Annotated in this window: 15 protein-coding genes and 1 pseudogene; 8 read left to right on the top strand and 8 right to left on the bottom strand. The window is 70.7% G+C overall.

Going from position 1 to position 21,028, the window contains the following annotated elements; all coding sequences use genetic code 11:
* Positions 1-191 precede the first annotated feature (191 nt).
* The 4 genes from AIIKEEIJ_RS14935 to AIIKEEIJ_RS14920 all read left to right on the top strand — a co-directional run bounded on the left by AIIKEEIJ_RS14935 (position 192) and on the right by AIIKEEIJ_RS14920 (position 3,956).
* A complete protein-coding gene (locus AIIKEEIJ_RS14935; RefSeq protein WP_161995978.1) occupies positions 192-1,574 on the top strand; it encodes an aldehyde dehydrogenase family protein in 1,383 nt (460 codons plus the stop codon).
* A 237-nt stretch (positions 1,575-1,811) separates the two neighbouring features.
* Complete coding sequence (locus tag AIIKEEIJ_RS14930) at positions 1,812-2,312, top strand: DUF427 domain-containing protein (RefSeq protein ID WP_102799333.1); 501 nt, start codon at positions 1,812-1,814, stop codon at positions 2,310-2,312.
* A 304-nt stretch (positions 2,313-2,616) separates the two neighbouring features.
* Positions 2,617-3,072 carry a universal stress protein gene (locus AIIKEEIJ_RS14925; protein ID WP_080688533.1) on the top strand — a complete coding sequence of 152 codons (456 nt, stop codon included), beginning with the start codon at positions 2,617-2,619 and terminating at the stop codon, positions 3,070-3,072.
* Positions 3,073-3,311: 239 nt separating this feature from the next.
* Positions 3,312-3,956, top strand: coding sequence for a serine protease (locus tag AIIKEEIJ_RS14920; protein ID WP_161995977.1), 645 nt, complete (start codon positions 3,312-3,314; stop codon positions 3,954-3,956).
* 83 nt (positions 3,957-4,039) lie between these two features.
* On the opposite strand, the gene AIIKEEIJ_RS14915 is transcribed toward AIIKEEIJ_RS14920, so the two are convergent.
* Positions 4,040-4,879, bottom strand: coding sequence for an alpha/beta fold hydrolase (locus tag AIIKEEIJ_RS14915; protein ID WP_202917060.1), 840 nt, complete (start codon positions 4,877-4,879; stop codon positions 4,040-4,042).
* Between the two features lie 661 nt (positions 4,880-5,540).
* On the opposite strand from AIIKEEIJ_RS14915, the gene AIIKEEIJ_RS14910 reads away from it, so the two are divergent.
* Entirely contained in the window at positions 5,541-7,007 is a 1,467-nt protein-coding gene (locus AIIKEEIJ_RS14910; RefSeq protein ID WP_161995976.1) for a CHAD domain-containing protein, read from the top strand.
* 363 nt (positions 7,008-7,370) lie between these two features.
* Here the strand turns inward: AIIKEEIJ_RS14910 and AIIKEEIJ_RS14905 are convergent, their stop codons facing one another.
* Together AIIKEEIJ_RS14905 and AIIKEEIJ_RS14900 are read right to left on the bottom strand one after the other, a co-directional pair.
* Positions 7,371-8,723 (bottom strand): nitroreductase/quinone reductase family protein, encoded by a 1,353-nt coding sequence (locus AIIKEEIJ_RS14905; RefSeq protein WP_161995975.1) that lies wholly within the window; start codon positions 8,721-8,723, stop codon positions 7,371-7,373.
* Positions 8,720-9,436: a hypothetical protein gene (locus AIIKEEIJ_RS14900; protein ID WP_161995974.1), complete on the bottom strand. Its 717-nt coding sequence runs from the start codon at positions 9,434-9,436 to the stop codon at positions 8,720-8,722. The genes AIIKEEIJ_RS14905 and AIIKEEIJ_RS14900 overlap by 4 nt, the downstream gene beginning before the upstream one ends.
* Before the next feature lie 1,029 nt (positions 9,437-10,465).
* On the opposite strand from AIIKEEIJ_RS14900, the gene AIIKEEIJ_RS14895 reads away from it, so the two are divergent.
* On the top strand, positions 10,466-13,936 hold the full coding sequence (locus tag AIIKEEIJ_RS14895) for a protein kinase domain-containing protein (RefSeq protein ID WP_161995973.1): 3,471 nt from the start codon (positions 10,466-10,468) through the stop codon (positions 13,934-13,936).
* A 384-nt stretch (positions 13,937-14,320) separates the two neighbouring features.
* A complete protein-coding gene (locus AIIKEEIJ_RS14890) occupies positions 14,321-14,536 on the top strand; it encodes a hypothetical protein (protein WP_161995972.1) in 216 nt (71 codons plus the stop codon).
* A 300-nt stretch (positions 14,537-14,836) separates the two neighbouring features.
* Here the strand turns inward: AIIKEEIJ_RS14890 and AIIKEEIJ_RS14885 are convergent, their stop codons facing one another.
* The 4 genes from AIIKEEIJ_RS14885 to AIIKEEIJ_RS14870 form a co-directional block, all read right to left on the bottom strand.
* Positions 14,837-16,033 (bottom strand): adenylate/guanylate cyclase domain-containing protein, encoded by a 1,197-nt coding sequence (locus tag AIIKEEIJ_RS14885; RefSeq protein WP_161995971.1) that lies wholly within the window; start codon positions 16,031-16,033, stop codon positions 14,837-14,839.
* Between the two features lie 327 nt (positions 16,034-16,360).
* On the bottom strand, positions 16,361-16,642 hold the full coding sequence (locus tag AIIKEEIJ_RS14880; protein WP_043799581.1) for a hypothetical protein: 282 nt from the start codon (positions 16,640-16,642) through the stop codon (positions 16,361-16,363).
* A gap of 154 nt (positions 16,643-16,796) precedes the next feature.
* Positions 16,797-17,066: a helix-turn-helix transcriptional regulator gene (locus tag AIIKEEIJ_RS14875; protein WP_161995969.1), complete on the bottom strand. Its 270-nt coding sequence runs from the start codon at positions 17,064-17,066 to the stop codon at positions 16,797-16,799.
* 277 nt (positions 17,067-17,343) lie between these two features.
* Positions 17,344-18,921: an alkaline phosphatase D family protein gene (locus tag AIIKEEIJ_RS14870; protein ID WP_161995968.1), complete on the bottom strand. Its 1,578-nt coding sequence runs from the start codon at positions 18,919-18,921 to the stop codon at positions 17,344-17,346.
* Positions 18,922-19,183: 262 nt separating this feature from the next.
* On the opposite strand from AIIKEEIJ_RS14870, the pseudogene AIIKEEIJ_RS34050 reads away from it, so the two are divergent.
* Positions 19,184-19,300 (top strand): annotated as a pseudogene (locus tag AIIKEEIJ_RS34050) (hypothetical protein); the annotation flags it as partial.
* 102 nt (positions 19,301-19,402) lie between these two features.
* Here AIIKEEIJ_RS34050 and nuoN read toward each other — a convergent pair.
* Positions 19,403-20,971, bottom strand: a complete 1,569-nt coding sequence (gene nuoN, locus AIIKEEIJ_RS14860; protein ID WP_238406376.1) for an NADH-quinone oxidoreductase subunit NuoN — start codon at positions 20,969-20,971, stop codon at positions 19,403-19,405.
* Between the last annotated feature and the right edge of the window lie 57 nt (positions 20,972-21,028).

The following is a 21,028-nucleotide window of genomic DNA, read 5'->3' as shown; positions in this document are numbered from 1 at the left end:
GTGCCACCCGCCGCCGCGGGCTCGGGCCACCGTCCGGGTGCCGCTTGCGCCGGCGCATCCCCACGACCCGCGCCCGAGGCTCTGTCGTCGTCGACCTCGCCCCGGCCCCCCGTGTCGCCGTCCGCCCATTCGCCGTTCCGCCGCGACAGGCCGACCGCACATCCATCCTCGACTTCCGCCTGGAGGACCACATGACCGTCACATCCACCGACACATCGACCGAACACCTGACCCGACTGCGGAAGGCCTACGCGACCGGACGCACGCGCGATGCCGGATGGCGCATCCGCCAGCTCCGCGGCATCGAGAAACTCGCCGACGAGCGCGAAGCCGAGATTGCGGCCGCCCTGCAGGAGGACCTGGGCCGAAACGCGGTCGAAGCGTGGCTCGGCGACGTCGCTTCCACCCGGGCCGAAGCCGCCTACGCCCGCAAGCGGGTCCGGCGATGGATGCTTCCTCGACCGAAGTCCTTGTCGATCAACCAGTTTCCCGCACTCGGCTGGGTGCAGTACGAGCCGATGGGAGTGGTCCTGATCATCGCACCGTGGAACTACCCGGTGTATCTGACGCTCGGTCCGCTCGTCGCGGCAGTGGCCGCCGGAAACTGTGCCGTGATCAAACCGTCGGAGCTGGCCCCCGCCACGTCCGCGCTGCTCGCCCGGCTGATTCCGCAGTACCTCGACCCGGAGGCCGTCGTGGTCGCCGAAGGCGATGCCGAGCTCACCCAGAGCCTGCTCGCGCAGGGTTTCGATCTCGCCCTGTACACCGGCGGCACCGAGGTGGGCCGCAAGATCATGGCCGCCGCCGCCCCGCAGCTCACGCCGGTGATCCTCGAACTCGGTGGCAAGTCTCCGGTCATCGTCGCCGAGGACGCCGATCTCGAGGTCACCGCGCGGCGCATCGCCTGGATCAAACTCCTCAACTCCGGACAGAGCTGCATCGCGCCCGACTACGTACTGGTCGAGCGGTCCGTCCGCGACGGGCTCGTCGACAAGATCGTCGACACGATCGCCCTGTTCCGCAGCGAGGAACCGCAGCCGGGGATGCGGGTGGTCAACCACCGTCACTTCGATCGGCTCGAGGCGTATCTGGAGTCCACAACCGGACGCATCGTCACCGGCGGCAGGTGCGATCGTGACACTCTCACCGTCGAACCGACCGCGATCGTCGATCCGGCACCCGACGACCCGGTCATGACGGACGAGATCTTCGGGCCCATCCTGCCGATCCTCACCGTCGACTCGGTCGACGCAGCCCTCGACTTCATCGGTGCCCGCCCCAAACCCCTTGCAGCGTACGTGTTCTCCAAATCACTGAACACCCAGAAGAAGATCACGCAGCGAATCAGCGCGGGTGGCGTGGTGGTCAACCACGTCGGCATGCACGTCCTCGCCCCACAACTGCCGTTCGGTGGCGTGGGCGCCAGCGGAATGGGGGCGTACCACGGGCGCTACGGTTTCGAGGCGCTCAGTCACCGCAAGGCGGTGCTCGTCAAGCCGTTCCGCCCGGATCCGGCGATGAACTACCCGCCCTACACCCAAGCTGCGCTGAAGATCATGCGGCGCCTGTTCTGAGCGGTCCACCGACACCGTCGGGAGTGGAGGGCACCGGCACGGCCGAGGAGGGATCGGCCGGTAGCGTCGTGGACGGCCTCGACGACTCGGAACCGACGAGCCGCGCATTGCTGCGGTCCCGACTCGTCGCCCACGGACGCAGGGGCCGCAACTCGGTTACCCGGCACCCTCGGTCCCGACAGCCCCGGCCCCGCGGTCGTGCCCGTACCCTGGGGAGGTGACCACGAGGAGGTCGCCGTGACAACCCGTCCGAGACCCGTCGACCCTGCCGCCGGGCAGGAGTCGGTGTGGGACTACCCGCGCCCGCCCCGCGTGGAGACCTTCACCGGCTCGATCACCGTGGAACTGGGCGGCCGGACCATCGCGTCGAGCACGCGCGCCTGGCGGGTACTGGAGACCAGCCATCCGCCGACCTACTACCTTCCCGCCGACGCCTTCGCCGAAGGGGTGCTTCGGGAGACGCCGGGCTCGTCGTGGTGCGAGTGGAAGGGCAGGGCGGGCTACTACGACCTGGTGACCGACTCGCGGGTCGCGCCGAAAGCGGCATGGACCTACCGTGATCCCACCCCCGCCTTCCGCGCGATCGCCGGGGCCGTCGCGGTGATGGCCGCCCAGGTCGACCGGTGCACCGTCGACGGCGAGGAGGTCGTCCCGCAACCCGGCGGGTTCTACGGCGGCTGGATCACCAGCTCGGTCGTCGGCCCGTTCAAGGGAATCGCCGGATCGGCGGGCTGGTAACCGCTCCGCAGTACGTCGACGCCGATGCGCACCTGCGGGCGAGCGCGAGCATAGACTGGGTCCATGGGCATCGTTTCCGATGTCGATACGCACCGCGTCGGTACAGGGCACTCCCGCTGCGCGGTGGTCGAGTCCAGCTTTCCTTCCGGCACAAGCTTCGAGAGTTCACCCGGGCGGTCACGCACCGGCCCGCACGAAGCCGTACCACCCGGATGCGGCGGCGAACGACCGTCCCTCGGCGCCGCCTGCGTCGAGGATCCCGGCGCCGACCGTTCCGACCGCGCCGGGCAGGAGAGGAGTCGTCGTGACCGATGACGGAATGACCGGCCGCGTCGTGGTCGGAGTGGACGGTTCGGAGCCGTCGAAGGGGGCACTGCGCTGGGCACGATTCGTCGCCCGCTCGGCAGGGTTCGAGGTCGACGCCGTGGCGGCATGGGAGATTCCCTGGGCCGCCGCGGAAGGCTGGCCGAGCGATTGGGATCCGGAGCGGGAAACGTCCGGGATGCTGCACGAGACGGTCACCGGGGTCCTCGGGAGCGAGCCCGGCGTGTCCGTGCAGGAACTGGTTCGCCGCGGCGGAGCCGCGCGCGTCCTGCTCGACGAGAGCCGCGACGCGCAGTTCCTGGTGGTGGGAAGCCGGGGGCACGGCGGCTTCAGCGGCCTGCTGCTCGGTTCGGTCAGCGCCGCATGCGCCGAGCACGCACACTGCCCGGTGCTGGTCATCCACGGCGATACCCCGCCTCCGCCCGTCTCGCCCTGAGGCGATCGCGGCGACGATCCCGCGCCCCCGTCGCACCGCTGTCCCCGATCTGCCGGTCCGGTCGTTCCCTTCCCCGGATCGGTCCCCGCCGCGTGTTCTCGTCCCGGAAAACGCTGCGAACAGCACCCGGTGCGGCGGATGATCGAGAAACAGCGCCCGAGGGCGGTGGATCGTACGCGCGACCCTCCCGTTCCTGCGCGTGTCCGACTCGTTCGCTCGACCTTCGGGAGAGGCCCGCCATGAGACTCGGCATCCTCGTTCTCGCCGTCGGCGCGTCGCTGCTCGCCGGCACCGGTGTTGCAGCGGCCGCCGATCCGGCCGTCCTCGGCGGCGGTTCCGGTATCGTCATGGACGGCCGGAACTACTGCACCCTCACCACGATCGGCCCCGATTCCGGGGGCCAGCTGGTCGGATTCACGGCGGGGCACTGCGGAAACGCCGGGTCCACGGTCGCCTCGGAGGCCGATCCGGACGCCGGTGTGGTCGGCACGATCGCCTACACCGATGCGGACTTGGACTACGCGGTGATCGTGTTCGAGCCGGCGAAGGTGGCGCCCGTGAATCGGGTGGGAAACACGACGATCACGGGGATCGGGGGACCGGCGCAGTTCCCGGACATCGTCTGCAAGCAGGGCCGCACCACGGGGCATACCTGCGGGGTGGCCTACGGCGATGTGTTCGGTTCGGGGCAGACCTGGACGCAGACGTGCGTCGACCTCGGCGACTCGGGAGGTCCGGTGGTGGTCGGAACCACGCTCGTGGGCATGGTGAACGGCTATCTCAGCGTTGCCTGCCTCGGTCCGGAGGTCGGCACGAGCATGACGGCCGTCGTCGGTGACGCCGATGCGCGGGGCGGCGCCGGGGCGGGGTTCCGTCCGATCTAGGAGGCGCAGGTCGAGACGATGTCGCCCGGGTGAGGGGCGGACCTGTCGGACCGGCGGCCACGCACCCCGGGGGTTCTCCTCGGTCAGCCGACCTCGGCGAGAAAACGCTCCAGGATGCCGGTGACCCGGGCCGGGTCTTCCAGCGTCGAACTGTGGCCCACCCCGTCGAGTTCCACCAGTCGCGAGCCCGGGATCAGCGCGTGCATTTCGCGGGAGAGATGCGGTGGCATCTCGACATCCAGTTGTCCCGCGACGATCAGCGTCGGCACGCTCACCGCGGGGAGCTCGTCCCGGATGTCGGGGCGGACCATCATGCCGAGCATCGTGTTCGCCAGTGACGACCGGTCGGCCTGCGCCCACCGCCTGCGCCACGCCTGACGCTCGGGTTCCCGGGCGGGGTCGGTGCGGAACGGTGCGCCGTAGAGTTCCTTCTCGATGCCGCGCAGCACGAGGGCAGGTGACGGCCCGAGGAGCCGGGCCACGGCCGTCAGGGCCAGGTGCAGCGGGTACTTCGCGGGCGGGTGCGGGGTTGCGCCGGTGTTGAGCAGGGTCAGCGAGCGCAACTGGTCCGGTTCCCGCGCTCCGATGCGCATCCCGACGAAGCCGCCCATCGACAGCCCCACCAGATGCGCGGGTGCGAGGTCGAGCCGCCGGATCACGGTGAGCACGTCGGCGGTCAGTTGCTCGAGCTGGTAGCCGCTCCGGGCGTGCCCGGAGCGGCCCTGTCCCCGGAAATCGAGGGTGAGGCAACGGTATCGATCCCTCAGCGCCGCGATCTGCGCCTCGTACATTCGCCCGTCGAAGAAGAACCCGTGCAGGAACAGGATCGGCTCGCCCGCACCGCCGGTGTCCTCGCAGTACAGGTCGACGTCCCGCACCCGCAGGTACGACCGGCGCATGTCCGGAACTCGGGGCGTTGTCATGGCATGCTCCGTTTCGAGCTGTGACGGGGACCGTCGCGGAATGAGGTCGAGGATCGGTTCCGAGCACCGCCGGTGTCAAGGGGGCCGCAGCAACCGCAGTGGCGCCGTGGATCCGTGTGCCCGCGATCTCGCGACACCACTTCAGCACGTGCAGTTGTGCCTCGGTCAGATTCGTGAAAGCCTGATCGGCCCAAGAGCTTCCGCGCACATACTGCACCGCGCGTTCGACCCGGGGTTTACGCTTCGGTGACCGCACCCGCGCCGGATCGGGCCGGGCCGTCCGGTCCGTCGCCGGCGTCGGCAGGGGCCTCGGTGCGACCGTCGCCGCATTCTTCGGCTGCGTCGACGACCGCGCCGGCGCAGCAGCGGTGGTGGTACCGGACTGGACTCGGGTGGTGGGCCGGTACGGGATCAGCCGTTTCGCGGCCGGTGCCCCGTCCCCGACGGCGGCCGGCACCGGCCAGTCCACCAGCCCGGTGCTGCCGAGGGCGGCCAGCGTCGCCGCGGCCGCCGGGGTCGAGTCGGTGACCAGACGAGCGGATGTAGCACGTATTCCCGGAGATCCTCGACCGTCGATTGGCCCACCGCCGAAGACCATCCTGCGGCGGGAACCCGGCGCGTTCACTGCCGAAGCCCGGCCGGATGCGACAGACTCGAAGTCATGGCCTCGTCCGCGCCCGCCCACACCACGTATCTCGCGTCGTCCCGGGGGGACCTGCCGCGATGGCAGGACATCCTGCCGAAGGCACGGCACGTCGAGCACCCCGGCCCCGAGCGCCACAGCATCTACCTCGACACCGACGACCGCGATCTGCGGCACTGGGACAGCGTCCTCCGGTACCGAAATCCCGGCCCCGACGACGACCCCGGCTGGGAACTGGCCGTTCCCGGCGGCACGCTCGGTACCGAACTGCACCTCGCCTCCACCGACAGCGACCTCGTGCCCGACGAACTCACCGCGGCGGTGGCGGGCCTGACGGGCGGGCGGCCGCTGCGACGCTCGGTCACCCTCGGCATCGGCGAGCACCGGCACGAGTGGTACGACCGCAAGGACCGGCTGCTCGCGCAGATCATCGTCGAGACAGTCCAGGCCACCGTGATCGGCCGGGTGGCAACCGTCGAACAGTGGCACCAGCTCCACCTCGACCTCGGTACGGCGGCGACGAAGAAGCACCGCACCGCCGTCACCGCGGCCCTGGCCCGCGCCGGCGCCGCACCGGCCCCGCACCGCAGCGAGCTCGAGCACGCCCTCGCCGCAACCGACCCGGCCCCGGGCCCCCACACCCCCACCGGGAAGGCCCCCACAGCGCGGCGGATGCTCGGTGCCTACCTCGACGCCCAGATCGAGGCGATCGGCGCGGGGGACGTGTGGCTGCGCCGCGGTCTGGACCCGATACATCCCACCCGGGTCGGTATCCGGCGGCTGCGCAGCACCCTCCGGGTGTGGCAGGACCTGTTCGAACCCGCGCAACGCACCTGGCTCGATTCCGAATTGTCTTGGTATTCCGGGCTGCTCGGTCATGTTCGGGATCGGCAGGTGCAGCGCGCCCGGCTGGCCGCCGCGCTCGAGACACTGCCGCCGGAAGTGGTGATGGGCCCGGTGGCGTCCCGGCTCGACACCGATCTGCTCGCCGACGAGCGCCGCCACCTCGACGAGGTGCTGCGCGCCCTGGACTCCGACCGGTATCGCATGCTGCTCGCCGCGCTGGCACGCTGGCGCACGCAGCCACCGCTGATCGACCATGGGGACGGTGCGCGGGTGATCGAGAAGGCGGTGCGCACCGCCGAACGCACGGCCCTGAGCCGGGTGCGGGCCGCCGCCGACGAGGACGAGGCGGCGCCGAGTCGGGCCCGCAAGGCCGCCGAGCGGGCCCGCTACGCCGTCGAGTTGGCTGCCCCGCTGCTGGGCCGCACACGCGCGAAGCGCAAGATCGCCCGCTACACGAACATCCAGCAGGTCCTCGGCGAACATCGGGACAGCGCCGTCGCCACCGACCTGCTGCGCGAGTTCGGTGCCCGGGCCGGGACCACACCTGGGGAGAACGGGTTCACCTTCGGGTTGCTGTACGGGCTCGAGCTGCAGGCGGCCGAGCGGGCCCGTCGCCACGCCGCCGACCTGGCCACCTGAACGGCACCCCTGGTCCGGTCGAGGCGGCGGCGCGCCTCGTCGAGGCTGCCGGCCTCGGTCACCGTGTGCACCACCGCGCCGATCTCCGGGAGCCGTCACTGCACCACCGCGGCGAGGGTCGGTCGATCCATGATCCGAGCGAGGTCGTGATCGACCTGGCGATGGCGACGACTGCCGCGATGCCGCACAGCACCCGCATGGCGGCGTATGCCGCGATGGGGGTCCGACCCCCGGCGGAGCACAGGGCGGGTGCTCGACGTCGAGCAGGCTGCGACGGTAGCCGGCCATGGGCCGCCAGGTCCCCCGGAGGTGGGCGAATGTCGGGGAACGCAGTACCGGGCGGGGCCGCCCCTCGGGTGACGGTCATCGCGGTGCTCTCGTCTGGTGGGCCGGCTGTCCGCTGTCGGCGACCCGGAACACCGGGTAGCGCGGTGCCACAGCCGCCAACTCTTCCAGGGTGGGTGCACCGGCCAGGCCGAAGTACATGTCCGCCTCCCGGGCGATCCGTCGGTTGCCGGGTTGCCGTCCGCCCCGCAGCAAGTAGGCGCGGAGGAGGCCGGCCCGGTCGGCGACCGGCACCTCGACCAACGTGACAGCCCTGCGTCGGCGGCCGCGGGCCAGCACCGCGCGCCCGCCGGCGGCCCCCACGTTGCGGGCCCACTGGGACTGCCCGGCCAGCGACAGCAGGTACTGCTCGCCGTCGTGGTCCAGCAGCACCAGGTTGGTCCGGCGCACGACACCGGAGCGGCGCCCGGGAACCTCGAGCGTCACGACATATCGCGGGCTGAGCCGCAGCCGGGTCAACGCGTGACCCAGCCACTGCAGCCGGGCGTACACCAGCGGTGGGGGCCGATACCGGCCCGCTCCGCCGTACCGGGGTGCGGCCACAGCGACCCGGAGCGTGCGCAGCCCCCGGCGCAGCCGACCGGCCCGAGGCCGGTCCAGTTTCCGGGCCAGGTGGTGCAGTGCCTCGGCCGCTGCGGTGGCCAGCGGCAGCCCGTGCCCGGGAGCGAGCACCCGCGGCTCCAGCGCCGCCAGGGCAGCGACGGACCGCACCGCCGCCGGCTGGTCCCAGGTGGTGTACCGGGGTGGTCCGGCGAGCCGCCGCCGGCCGGTCAGCGTCCCGAGGACCGAGTTCAGGTCCACGGTCACCGCGGCGTCCCCGGCGATCAGCACGCCGTCGCTGCGTCGCAGGTAGGCCACGTGACCCGGGGTGTGCCCGGGGGTGTGCACCCATTGCCAGTCGGGCAGCGCCGGCACCACGCCGCCCGGCCCCAGCGGACGCACCACGTCCGTGAGGCTGCCCGCCTGTTCGATCCGGGCCCGAGTCCGCCGGGGCAGCAGCCGCATCAGCGGGATCACCACCCACCGGTCCAGCGGCATCGTGTACTCCGGCAGGTACCGGCCCGGGGCCATCGGCAGCTCAGCGGGGTGGACGTACACCGGCACCCCCCAGGTCCGGGCCAGGGCCCCGGCGGCCCCGGAGTGATCCGGGTGGAGGTGGGTCAGCAGAATCGCCGCCGGCTTCGTGCCCGTGCCGAACAGCGACTCCGCCGCCGCGGTGATGGTCTCGGCGCTGCCGGCCCAGGCCGCGTCCACCAACACCCACGTCGACCCCGACGCGATCAGGTAGACGTTGGAGGCGGCGGCGCTCCGGCCGGCCCGGAGCAGGTGGACGCCGGGGGCGATCTGGTGCGGTCGGGCACGGAAGGTCATCGGGTGCCCCTGCTGCGGTGGCCGCTGCCGGGTTGCGCGTGCGCGACGCCGCGCCCGGCCTCGAGCCGGTCGCGGGCCCGGGCCGCCGGCAGCGCCAGGATCACCCCGCCGAAGGCCAGCACCATCAGCCCGTACACCCCGGCAGGACTCGTCGAACCCCACACCGCGTGCATCACCAGAGTGCCCGGGACCAATCCCAGGTAGCCGACCACGCCGGCTCCCAGCGCCCACGGCCACATCCGTGCCAGGGAGCGCCTGGCTGCGCCGAAGTGCTGCGGGGATACGGCCGGCCAGGCGGCGCCCAAGCCCAAGACGATGCCCAGCAGGGGCGGCCCGAACCCGCCGCCCACGGCCAACAGCAGCAACGACAGCCCGAGCAGCGGCGGCCCTGCGTGCCGGCGGTGCACGCCGACGATCGCCCAGGCACCCAGCGCGGTCGCCACCACCACGGTGACGACCCCGGAGACCAGCAGGTCGGGGAGCACGGTCAGGGCGGGCTCGCCGCCGAGGGCCTCGAACGCCGCGTGCTCGGGCCAGGACCGGATCACCCACCCCGGCGGTGGGCCCGAGCCCTGAAGCATCTCCCCGACCCCGTGCTCGATGCCGGCCAGGGCGGCCAGCGCCCCGAACACGGCGACCACGGTCCCGGTGGCGGCACCCGGCCGGACCTGCTGCCGGCTGCCGCCGGACTCGGCGTTCTCTGCGGTGGTCACCCGAATCACCCCGGGGCGGTCACGGGGGCGCCGGTCGACTCGACTACGTATTCCGCGGAACCGGCTTCGGATGCAGTCATCTCTCACCTCGGATCCTCGAAGGTGTGCACGGCGCCTTCTCCGACCGCGGTTGCGGTGGCTGCACCCACTGTAGGTGCGCATCGCGGCAGATCGGCACGAGATCTCGTGCCGATCTGCCGAAGAAGCCACACGACCCCAGAAACCGCCACTACAGGCGGCGAGCGGGAACGCCGCCCAGCTGCGGGCTGGTCCCGCCTTCCACCGCGGGAGTGCGGTGTGCGCAGGCGCGGTCATGACTGCCGCGGTGGGTGAAAGTCCAGTTCCTGCAGCGTGGTCAGGGAGGTCGACGGCAGGTCGGGGAAGCGAATCGCTCTCATCGAAAGAGCCATCGAGGTTCGACGTCGAGTTCCACACCCTCCTCGCACACGCCGCCCAGAATCCGCTGCGGGTGACGCTGCACGGTGCCCTCCGAGCCTCGAGCGGCGTCAAACCCGCCCGACGCCCGGACCCGGTCCCCGCCGGCCCCGAACTGCCGGATACACCATCGCCGGCCAAGACGAGGTGAACAGTCCTGTCCCCGGCTACCCGATCATCCTCGAGGACCCGTTCCGCGCCGAATCCTGGCGACAGACGAGGCCCCTCGTACCAGCTCCAGCTCTGGGGTGCGGCCAACACACCGACGTCGCCGCCGCGCGGCCAACCGCTCGCTGAGAAGGCGGTGCGTCACGCGTATCGGCGAATGGCCAACCGGGGCCGACAACCGGCCGACAGCCGACTCCGGCGTCGCGGCCGACGCCGCCGCGACGCGGACGCGTAGGCCGGCGAGTCGGGTTCTGCTGCCGCACAATGGTTCTCGGGGAACATGCGACCCCAGGCGTGAGTGCCCGCCGACAATGCCCGCTCCCTCGATGGACAGGCCGCTGGTCGTCCGTTCGATCGCCCCGCCTCCGATCCCACGGGGATATGATCAGGGCATTCGACCAACCCCGGCTATGAGTGAGGCAGCCGATGGCCGAGAGCGATCCGCTGGCGACGCAGCGGGAGACCCCGCCGCGCATCGTGGCCGAACTTGTCGCGGCCGGGTTCGAGGACGTGCACGAGATCGGCCGGGGTGGTTTCGGCGTCGTCTACCGGTGTCGGCAGCCCGCCCTGGACCGCACCGTGGCGATCAAGGTGCTGACCTCGGAACCGGACCCCGACAACCTCGAACGCTTCCTGCGTGAGCAGCGCGCAATGGGGCGGCTGTCCGGCCACCCGAATATCGTCACCGTCCACGAGGTCGGCGCCACCGCATCCGGTCAGCCGTACATCGTGATGGAATACCACCGCCGCAACTCGCTCGAGGCCCGGATCCGGGAGCAGGGCCCACTGCGGTGGGAGGACGCACTCGGGATTGGCGTCAAGATCGCCGGCGCGTTGGAGACCGCGCACCGCATGGGCATGCTGCACCGGGACGTGAAACCGGCGAACATCCTGCTCACCGACTATGGTGAGCCGCAGCTGACCGACTTCGGAATCGCTCGGGTCGCCGGGGCTTTCGAGACCGCCGCCGGCGCGGTCACGGGATCTCCGGCGTTCACCGCCCCGGAGGTGCTCGCCGGACAATCCCCCTCCCGCTCGGCGGACGTGTACGGGCTCGGCGCGACCTTGTTCTGTGCCATCACCGGGCACGCGGCATACGAGAGGCGCCGCGGCGAATCCGTGGTCGCGCAGTTCCTACGGATCACCCGCGGGCCGGCACCTGACCTGCACGGCGGCACCGGCATCCCGGATGATGTCGGCGAGATGCTCGAGCGCGCGATGGACCGGGATCCGACCTCACGCACCGGCACCGCCGCCGCATTCGGCGAGCAGTTGCGTGCGGTCGAGGAACACCACGGGCTGCCGGTGGACGAGCTACCGGTGCCCGATGCCAGCGAGCCCACCGACCTCGGCGCCGCGCACCCCCGCGCCACGACCGGCACCGGCCGCCGGCGGCGGACCGGATCCGGCCGGCTGACCCGACCGGTGCCTGCCACGCGGCTGCGCCCACCGACGGCGACCCGCCCCCTGGTGGTCCGCGAGCGCCTGCTGCGGCTGCTGCGTGTGGGTGGGCGGCGCATCCTGACGGCCATCACCGCCCCGCCGGGCTTCGGCAAGACCACCCTGGCCGCACAATGGTCGCGCGAACTGGCCGACAACGGCGTCCAGGTGGCCTGGCTGTCCGTCGACAGTGACGACAACGGGGCCGTGCGGCTTCTGGCGCATCTGCTCGAATCCCTCCGACAGGTGCGGCCGGCCCTGGCCCAGGATCTCGGCGCGGTCCTCGAGGAGTACGGCGACGACGCCACGCAGTATGTGCTCACCGCGTTGATCAACGAAATCCAGGAGTCCGAGGAGCACGTCGCTCTGATCATCGACGACTGGCACCGAGTCTCCGACTCAGCGACCATCGCTGCGATGGCGTACCTGTTGGACAACGCCGACCCCAATCACCTGCAGATCATCGTGACCAGCCAGGCGCGCACCGGACTGCCGCTGAGCCGCATGCGGCTGCGCGACGAGCTGATCGAGGTGGACGCGGCCACCCTGCGGTTCGACCCTCCGGAGGTACGACGGCTGCTGGTCGAGCTGGCCGGACTCCGCCTGACCGACAACGACGTCGACGCACTGACCCGCGCCACCGGCGGCTGGGTGGCCGCGCTGCAGTTGGTTTCGCTGTCGCTGCGCGACAGCGACGATCCGGCAGGGCTGATCCGCGGAATCACCGGCCGCCACCATGTCATCGGGGAATACCTCGCCGAGAACGTCCTCGACACCCTCGAACCCCGAATTCTCGAGTTCCTGCTCGCCACCTGCATCTGCGAATACGTCTCTGCAGAGCTGGCAACCGTGCTCACCGGAACGACTCGATGCCAGTCGTTGCTCGAGGAGATCGAGGACCGCGGCCTGTTCCTGCGCCGGATGGACGAGGACCGCACCTGGTTTCGCTACCACCACCTGTTCCGGGAGTACCTGCAACGGCGGATCGAACGCGAGACCCCCGAACGCGTGACGCAGCTGCACCGCACCGCGGCCCAATGGTTCGCCGAGCACGCGATCATCCGCGACGCGGTGACCCACGCCCAGGCCGCGGGGGATCAGGAGATGGCCGTCGACCTGGTCGAACGGCACGGCGCGAGCCTGCTCGAGCACTCCCAGGTGACGTCCACGCTGGCGCTTCTCGACAAGCTACCCCCGGCGGTGCTGTCCAACCGCCCCCGCTTGCAACTGATGGTGGCATGGACCACGATCCTGTTGAACCGCGTTCGCCCCGCCGAACAGGCCCTCGAGGCCGTCGAATCCCTCCTCACCACCGCGCCTCTCACCGCCGACGAGACCGAGGACCTGCGAGCCGAAGTCGGGGTGGTGCGTGCCGTCGTAGCGGCCCGGTGCGACCGCTTCGACACCATCGACGAGCTGGTCCGCCCCAGCCTGGCCCGGGCCGACTCGCTCTCACCCTGGGTAGTGTCCGCGGCCGCGAACCTCGCCAGCATGGCCGCGATCTACCGGTTCGATTTCGACGCGACGGAGCGGCTTCAGGAGTGGGCCGCGCCATACCACGCCCGCAACCACGGGCCATACGCCCACATGCACAGCTATTGCTGCCTCGGCCTCGCCGCGCACGAACGACTCGACATCGCCACCGCCGAGGAGCGGTTCCGGCAGGGTCTGCGGGTATCCCGCAGCCGGGGCGACGGGCACTCTCTCGCCGCCCGACTCGCGGCGTCACTGCTCGGCGAGCTGCTGTACGAGCAGGACCGCCTCGACGAGGCGGAACGACTCCTCGACGAGGCCTACCTGCTCGGTTACGAGGGCGGCGCCGTGGACTTCAAGGTGGCCCGGTACGCGATCGGCGCCCGGATCAAGGCGGTGCGGGGCGATCGCGCGGCGGCCGCGCAGCGCCTGGATGCGGGCGCTCGGGCCGCGCACACGCTGACGTTACCCAGGCTGCGGGCCCGGATCGAGGAGGAACGCGTACGGTTGCGACTGCCCCCGACCGCCGGCATTCCCCCGCGCCCCCCGGTCGCCTATGCGGAGCGGCGCCGGCCGGTGCACGGGGTCGACGCGATCACCGCCCAACTCGACGAGACCGTCGCCATCTGGGCACTGCTCGACGACGACACACCGGCGTCGACGGAGTTGGCCTGCACCTGGGCGCAGGAATGGGTGGACATGCTCGCAGACGCCGGCCGGCCGCGGGCGCTACTGCAGGCACGGCGGCTGCTGGTCGACACCCTCGCCGCGGCCGACCGCGCCGACGAGGCCAAAGAGTTGCTCGCGACGATCACCGCGCAATGCGCCACGCTCGGCATCGTGCGCTACCTGCTCGACGGCGGGCCGCACCTGGTGGCGCTGCTCGCGGATCTGCGCGCGGACTGGGAGGCCGGGCGGTGGCGAGACGAGTGGCCCGCGGTGCCCGACCGATTCTGGGACGCGGTCACCCCGACAGAACCGTGATGCCCCGCCCATGCGCTCATCGCATCGTCCACAGCCTCAGCGGCGCATCCACCCGCATCCCGCGGCCCCACTCCGACCGCGAGAGGGCGCGAACCTGCGGACCAACGCCCGGCCTCGTCGCGCCACCCGCCAGACTGGTCGATGCGTGGGTCAGAATCTGCCGCGCGGGGTGTTCGGCCGACGATCGGGTGTGCGAGAGGATGAAGCGTTCCTGACGCTCTCCTTCACGGTGCGTTGTTCGAGGTAAACCGCCGCAGTGGCCGAATCCGAATTCCGGCGTTCTGCTCGATGCGGTCACCGATGCCGTGGACGAAGCGCACGGCCACATCCGGGCCCTGCTCATCCGTCGTCCTCCACGTGGGCGGGGATCGCTACGCAGCCACCATGGTGGTCCTGCCGGAAGGGCTGTACTTCGGCCGCCTGGGCACCGACAGCGCCCACGACCTCGTCGACACGTATCCGGCCGGCACCCTGGTCCTGCCCCACGTGCGCGGCCGCGCCGCGTTCTCGCTTCCGGCGCAGGCCGTCGAGCACGCCGCACGCCAGGCCGGCGGCATCACCGCCGTCGACGCGCTCGAACACCTCCGCGAGTCCGCCTGACCCGATTCGGACAGCCCCACAGTCGACGCGCATCTGGCGCAGCGCCGGTTCCGGGTGGTGGTGCGCGCAGGGAAGCCGCAGACTCCGCCCACCACGGATGCAGAGCCGGCGCACCGGTCGCCTGGAATCGGTGGATCTCGTCTACCTCGCCGTGGCAGCGGGAAGTGCCGGCAGCAGACCTGCTGCAGCCGCGGCCCAATTGTTGCCGGATGACCGGGGAACTCCGACTTCGCGGGCGGCCGCGGGATTGCTCCAACCGCGGGCGCAACTCACCACCCGATCCTCTATCGGGAGGAGCCGCTACGGGGAGTGCTCGAGTCCCGTCTCGCTCGGTGACCTTCGGACCGCATGGACCCGATAAAGCTCATGCTCGCCGGCGAAGCCTTTCAGCGTGTACCTGCCCGCCGGCTCCGCGGCCACTGCCGCGCTGTCCAGCCGACGCATCGCCGCGACGTCGACAAGCACCTCGAGTGGTTTGGCGATCGAAGCGATGCGGCTCGCCCGGTTGAGCGGTCGACCGATCCAATCACCGGCACTGCGCACGGCAGTGCCCCATGCGATCCCGGCATGCAGCGGCGGAAGACCCTGCCGGTGCGCGGCAGCAAGGAGCTCCAGCACCACCGTGGCCAGACTCGTCGGGTCCGGGGACAGCAGCAGCACCGCGTCCCCGACGGTCTTCACGAACCGCACCGGCGGGGCCACCACATCCGTGGTCAGAGCATCGAGTCGATCGGCCAACTCGCCGAGCTCCGATGGCGACAGTTGCTCCCCGAGACCGGTGAACCCGACCAGATCGGCGAAGCACACCGCGACCTCATGCGCCCCGGGATCACGGTGATCGACCGTGTCGGCGTGGATCTGCTGACGCAGATACTGCCGAAGGCGCGTGGTGACGGCGCGACCGAGCAAGCGGGATTGAAACTCCGCGAACCGTCGCAGCTCGCGGGCATAGCGCAGTGCCATCTCGGGGTGATCGGCGCCGGCATCGAGCTGCCGCTGAATCAAGGACACGGTCGCGCCGGCGAGGGTCGCGGTATTTCTGCCCACAATCCGGGCGAACGCGAACAGGTCTGCGTCCGCGCCGCCGAGAGCGCGGTACTCGGCCAACAGCCGGGCCAGACGCAGGTCGTCCTCGCTGTAGTCCGCCGCCCCCGCGGTCGACACCCCACGGCCCATCGAGCGAAACCACCGCTCCACATCCGACCTGGAGAGGCCGGTCCGCCCCGAGATCTGTTCGATCGTGTAGGTGACCCCGCGGGGAGTCAACGCATCGTCGAACAGCAGATATCCCAGCTGGCCTCGCCGGGTGGCCTCGGTCAGCGCTGCCACGTTTGCGCCATGGTCGGCGAGGTGCAGCAGGACGCGGATGCGGCGTGCTCTGGCTACTCCCCCCAGCCCGTCCAGCAAGCCAGCCGCCGCGAACTCACGAACGCGACGTCGGCGGCGGCACAGCCGGGACGGCGGGGACAGCAGACGCCTCGCCAACGAAAGGAGCACTTCTGGATTGTCCCGGCTCGCGCCGCCTCCTGTCCCAGGAGTCTCGCGTCCATGACGACGACGTCGAAACGACCGGCGTCGGACATGGCCACTGCTGCCGCAAACGTCACTCGGTACCTCGGGGTGACCCGGATGCCCTTCAGGATCAGCACTCGGTACCGGTGCCTCACATGCAGCACACAGAACCGGTCGGTCGATCAGGGCGGTCGCCTCGACGTCGACGAGCCGTGCCTGAACGCCGTGGGCGAGCGCACCGAGAATCCGGGGCGCCGCACCGCCGGAGGACGCGATCGCTCGCGCTGCCGGCTCCGGCCGACGTCCGGTGCTCTAATTCCTCCCCGACTCACACGGCCGCAACCCCCGAAAAAGCCTGTCCGGGTCGAGTTCGGCGGCCGGGGGAACGACCACACCGATCGCCCGCGCCTCGGTCACCGCCCGGGCGAGCAACAGGCGGGCCTGCTCGTAGCGGCACCGAAGGTCCTCGGGCAACGCAACATCGCGCAGTGCGACTCCGGCGGGGACCTCGTCGAGCGCCTCTGCGACCAGGGATCGCACGATGAGAATTCCTGTCTGCACACCCTCGACCGCCCAGCGTTGTTGCCAATCCATGCCGACCGCCCTCGACTCGGCTCAGCACCGATTTCACCTGCCGCAATTATCCGCCCCGCAAGTCCCTGTAGTCACGCCTCGAAACTGGGCATCGCCGTCGGCGTCGGTGCACATCGCCCGTAGTTGCTCGAGGGGGACCGCTTCCGCGAGCGGTCTACTCCGCTTCGGCAGTGAAGTACCCCGCCAGGCGCGCCTCCGCGAGAGCGCGCCTCAACAGATCCGTTGCCTGCACCTCCAACACCAGGCCGATACAGACGAGATCCACCATGTCGGTGATACCTTCGCCTCGTTCCAGGCGCAGGATCGTGTGGTAGCTGACGCCGCTCGCCTTGGCGAGAGCGCCGTGAGTCAGGTGCCTGCGGAGTCGCTCCACTCGAAATTCCTCGCCGAGGAACTCGAGGAGGGAGCGCGACGGTGAACTCACGCGGGCCGCCCCGCCCATCCGCACCGCACGCCCCAGAATCCCACCACCCCGCTGTCGCGTCGAGAACCAGCCGTGAGCATCATGACCTCACGGGTGGCGTCCACTGCGGGGCCGCACCGCGGGCACCGGCAACCGGTCGCTGAGGTCGATTCCGCGGTCGTCGGGACAGATGACCCGGCCATGACTCGAACCTACGTCACCGAACGTGCAGGCGACAGAAGTGCGGGCGACGAAACGGACCCGCCGCCGACCGGCCGAGGATCAGTGCTGAACCCCGTCAGGCTTCGGTGACACTGGGCTTCTGATCCTCGACAACAAAGCTGGCACGGGTGTGGATGGGCGCGCCCGGGCGCCGGACATAGGGAACGACGCGGAAGTCGTTCCGCCACACCTGATGATCCAGGGCGACGCGCACGTATCCACGCTGCGCGTTGAAGAACTTCATGTCGGGATTGGCGGCCAGCAGGCGGCGCCCGGTGTCGTTCATGTCGGCGCCGTCGCCAGCTGAGGTGATCGACGTTCCCGAGAATTCCGCCGCAACGACCGGTGATTCCGGATCTGCGTAGTCCCGGCGCAAGTCGGCGACGATGTTCTGGTGGCGGTCCCCGGTGATCACCACCAGATTGCGGACGCCGCGATCCGCCGCAGCGCCGAGGACGGTGTTGCGATCGGCGACGTACCCGTCCCAGGAATCGGACGACACGACCGTCTCCGGCCCGGGATCGTTGTCGGTCTGGCCCATCGCCACCTGATTGCCGATGATCTGCCAACGGACCGCCGAGTCGATGAATCCATCGATCAGCCAGTCCCGTTGCGGTGCACCCAGTATCGTGCGGTCGGTGTCGAGCCGGTCGGCGCAGTTCGCGGTGACGTCCTCCCCGCAGGCCTGCCGGTCCCGATATTGCCGTGTATCGAGCATGGTGATCTGCGCGAGATCACCGAAGCGATAGCGACGGTGCAGGCGCATCCCCGGCCCGGAGGGCCGCTGCGCGAGTCGCAGCGGCTGATGCTCGTACAGCGCCTGGAAGGCAGCGGCTCGGCGCCGACGGAACAGCGCGGAGATGCGATAGATATCGATGCCCAGTCCCGGCGCATCGGCGGCCCAATTGTTGTCGACCTCGTGATCGTCCATGGTCACAATCCAGGGAAAAGCTGCATGTGCGTCCCGCAGCGGCTGCTCCGCTTTGTACTGTGCGTAGCGCAACCGGTAGCCGGGCAGATCGACGGCTTCGTCACGGTCCACTCCCATCGACATTCCCTCACGGCCGCGCCTCCACCCGCGTTCGTAGATGTAGTCGCCCAGATGGACGACCAAATCGAGGTCCTCATCGCTCATGTGCTCGTATGCGGTGTAGAACCCCGAACTCCACGATTGACAGGAGGCGAACGCAAACCGCATCCGCGAAGTGGGTTGTCCCGGAGCAGGGGCCGTGCGGGTCCGGCCCACCGGAGAGATCGCCGAGCCGGCACGAAACCGGTAAAAGTACCAGCGAGAGGGCTCCAAGCCGTGGATCTCCGGGTGCACGCTGTGGGCGAGTTCGCGCGTCGCGACAGCCGTACCGCGCGTCACCACCTGCCGGAAGCTCTCATCGTGCGCGACTTCGTATTCGACGGTCACCGGATCCCACCCCATGCCGCCGCGCCCGCCGGGGGCAAGAGGGTCCGGTGCCAGACGGGTCCACAGGACGACACCGTCCGGTGTCGGATCTCCCGATGCCACACCGAGTACGAACGGGTCATCTCCTCGCCACCGCGGCGCCGGTAAGCGCGCGCTGCTCACCCCCGACGTACCCACCAGCACCGCAGCCGCTCCGGCCATACCGACTCGCAACACCTGCCGACGGGAGAGGGACATACACCACGGTATATCCCGGCTGCGGTCAGCGAGCCGGACGACGGGGTGCATCACTATCGAGACTGCTCCAGGCCCGCTTCGGCCGCCGGTGCCGCCCTGGCAGCCCGAACCTCACCGCCTGCCCCCGCACCGGCGCAGTACACGTCGCTCGTCGCCCCCGGCCCCGATTGGCTGGCCGAGCGGCTGTGCGACCGACGGATCGTCCGGCTGACGGGTCGTCTCGACCACGCTCGCGCTGCTCGACACCTCCGGCGACGACCCGGTGCAGCCGTGGCCGCACGACGTCGAGGCCGACCGGCAGCAGTTGCGGGCACTGCAGCAACACCTCGTGGACGTCTGCCGGCGCCCCGTGGAAGAGATCGCCGAGAACATGCGCGCACACCGGATCCTGACCGCCGAGCAGGCCCGTGACTACGGCCTGATCGACGCGGTCGGCGGGAACCGGACGCCGCCGCGCCGCGACCGCCGGGTGACGCGGCGGTCAGCCGAGGAACACCGCGACCCGATCCGCGAGATCGAGCAGCGGCTGCGGGAAGACGCCGAGCACCACCGTCATCACCGCCCCGGCGGCGACCGCGACGGTTGTCAGCACACTGGGCACCACGACCGTCGGGGCGTCGCGGTCCGGCTCGTCGAAGAACATCAGCACGATGACGCGCACGTAGAAGTACGCCGCGATCGCGCTACTGACCACGCCGACGATCACGAGCGGAACGGCTCCGCTGCCCGCCGCCGCCCCGAACACGGCGAACTTGCTGACGAACCCGCTCGTGAGCGGTATGCCGGCGAACGCGAGGAGGAACAGGGCGAAGACCGCGCCGACGAGGGGTGAGCGCCGGCCGAGCCCCGCCCATCGGGACATGTGGGTCGCCTCCCCGAGATCGTCGCGGACCAGGGTCACGACGGCGAACGCGCCGAGGGTGCTGAATCCGTAGGCGAACAGGTAGAACATCGTCGACGCCAGCCCCGCCCGGTCGGCGGCGATCAGGCCGGTGAGGATGAAGCCGGCGTGGGCGACCGACGAGTAGGCCAGCATCCGCTTCACGTCGTTCTGTGTCACGGCCAGCACCGATCCCGCCACCATCGTCAGGATCGCGACGCCCCACAGCAGGGGACGCCAGTCGTCGCGCAGCCCGGGCAGCGCCACGTAGAACACCCGCAGCATCGCGCCGAACGCCGCGACCTTGGTGGCCGCCGCCATGAAGGCGGTGATCGGTGTGGGCGCCCCCTGATAGACGTCGGGGATCCACGAGTGGAACGGCACCGCCCCGATCTTGAACAGCAGGCCCACCGCGAGCATCGCCGCGCCGATCAATGCCAGTGTGTCCCCGTCCGCGCGGCCCGCGACGGCGTCGGCGATGCCCGCCAACCGGACCGTGCCCGCGTAGCCGTACAGCAGCGCCACGCCGAAGAGGAAGAAGGCCGAGGAGAACGCGCCGAGCAGGAAGTACTTCAGTGCCGATTCCTGCGAGAGCAGGCGCTGCCGCCGGGCCAGGCCGCACAGCAGGTATAGGGGCAGCGACAGGACCTCGAGCGCGATGAACATCGTGAGCAGGTCGTTCGAGGCCGGGAACAGCAGCATCCCGCCGACCGCGAACAGCACCAACGGAAAGACCTCGGTCTGCGACATCCCCACCGCGGCGGCCTCGCGCTCGGCGAGGCTTCCCGGCACCGCGGACGCCTGCGGGGCGAATGCGTCGGCACTGTCGGCGCCCGTCGCCGCCGCGCCCGGTCCCCCCGCAGTGGCGCCGCGGGCGCCCGGCTCGATTCCGCGTTCGGCGACGAGCAGCACCGCGAGGATCGAGACAAGCAGGATGGTGCCCTGCAGGAACAGAGCGGGCCCGTCGACCGCCACCGCGTCCACCGCGGCGGTGTACCCGGGCGCGGCCTCGGCGGAGAAGTCCAGCCCCGCGGCGAGCACGACGACGGCCACGAACGCGGCCACGAGACCGCCGAGCGCGAGCAGCAGCTGGCTCGCGTACCGGCCGCGGCGGGGAACGAACGCCTCGACGAGCACTGCGGCGACGGCGACCCCGAACACGATCAGCATGGGAGAGAGCGGGCCGTATTCGAGGTCGGGGGCCGGAATCGCCTGAGCGAGAACGGT

It is taken from the genome of Rhodococcus sp. YH1, from assembly GCF_009939605.1.
GTDB classification, from domain to species: domain Bacteria; phylum Actinomycetota; class Actinomycetes; order Mycobacteriales; family Mycobacteriaceae; genus Rhodococcus; species Rhodococcus aetherivorans.
The sequence above is the reverse complement of the archived record's forward strand: the minus strand, read 5'-3'. Positions and strand labels throughout refer to the sequence as shown.